Here is a 387-nt window from a genome sequence, read left to right as displayed (position 1 = left end):
AACTGCGCGTGCTCCGCCGCGCCCTCGCCATCGCGCTCAACCCCACCGCCCCCGTCGCAGACGACGAGAAACAGGACTGCCTGCGCCTCGCCGATTCCGTGGACGACGTGATCCACGAGGCAGGCCGCCTCCGTACCTTCCTCCTCGCCGACCTGGCCCGCTACCGCGACGCCCTGCCCGGCTCCGCCCCCGGCTACACCGAGCTCCTCCAGGACGCCCTGGCCGCCGGTTACGACCCACGCCCCGACGACCTCGCGGCGCTGCGCACCCTGCGCGGTACGCAGACCGGCGCGGCCCTCCTGCGCCGCTGCCAGTCCCTCGCCGAGCAGTCGGTACGGGCCCGCCTGGCAGGCCGTACCGCAGCCGCCCCCGGCCCCCGCACCCGTC

The 387-nt window shown here is 76.0% G+C and carries 1 pseudogene; it reads left to right on the top strand.

Annotated elements, in window-relative coordinates:
* Positions 1–2: 2 nt before the first annotated feature.
* Positions 3–387 (top strand): annotated as a pseudogene (locus tag J0695_RS39850) (hypothetical protein); the annotation flags it as partial.

This window comes from Streptomyces beijiangensis (genome assembly GCF_017315755.1).
In the GTDB taxonomy this organism is placed as follows: domain Bacteria; phylum Actinomycetota; class Actinomycetes; order Streptomycetales; family Streptomycetaceae; genus Streptomyces; species Streptomyces beijiangensis.
The sequence above is the reverse complement of the archived record's forward strand: the minus strand, read 5'-3'. Positions and strand labels throughout refer to the sequence as shown.